Raw genomic sequence first — 305 nt, forward strand, 5'->3', positions numbered from 1 at the left:
CGCGGCGCTGGCGGTTGCGTTCAGCGGCACCGCGGTGAAGCCGCGCTGGTTGGCGGCGGCGCGCAGGGCGTCGAGGTCCTGACCGGCCGCGGCCATCAGCTGGGTCGCGGTGGGGGTGTCGATCCAGCCCTGCAGCGGCAGGCGCGGCTCCGGGTCGACGCTGGTCGGCAGGTCGAACTGCGGGCCGGTCCAGCCGTTCTCGACCACCGCCCAGGGATAGGCCGCACCGGCGTCGTCATGGATGATCAGGGCCAGCGCCGCGCCCTGGCGGGCGGCCTCCTCGAACTTGTAGGTCCAGCGCCCGT

The 305-nt window shown here is 74.8% G+C and carries 1 protein-coding gene; it reads right to left on the minus strand.

What is annotated here, in order from left to right:
• Positions 1-305: protease-associated domain-containing protein (locus FLQ44_RS23735; protein WP_338117484.1), on the minus strand; the 305-nt coding region annotated here is incomplete at both ends.

This window comes from Vogesella mureinivorans, assembly GCF_007644035.1.
In the GTDB taxonomy this organism is placed as follows: Bacteria; Pseudomonadota; Gammaproteobacteria; order Burkholderiales; family Chromobacteriaceae; genus Vogesella; species Vogesella mureinivorans.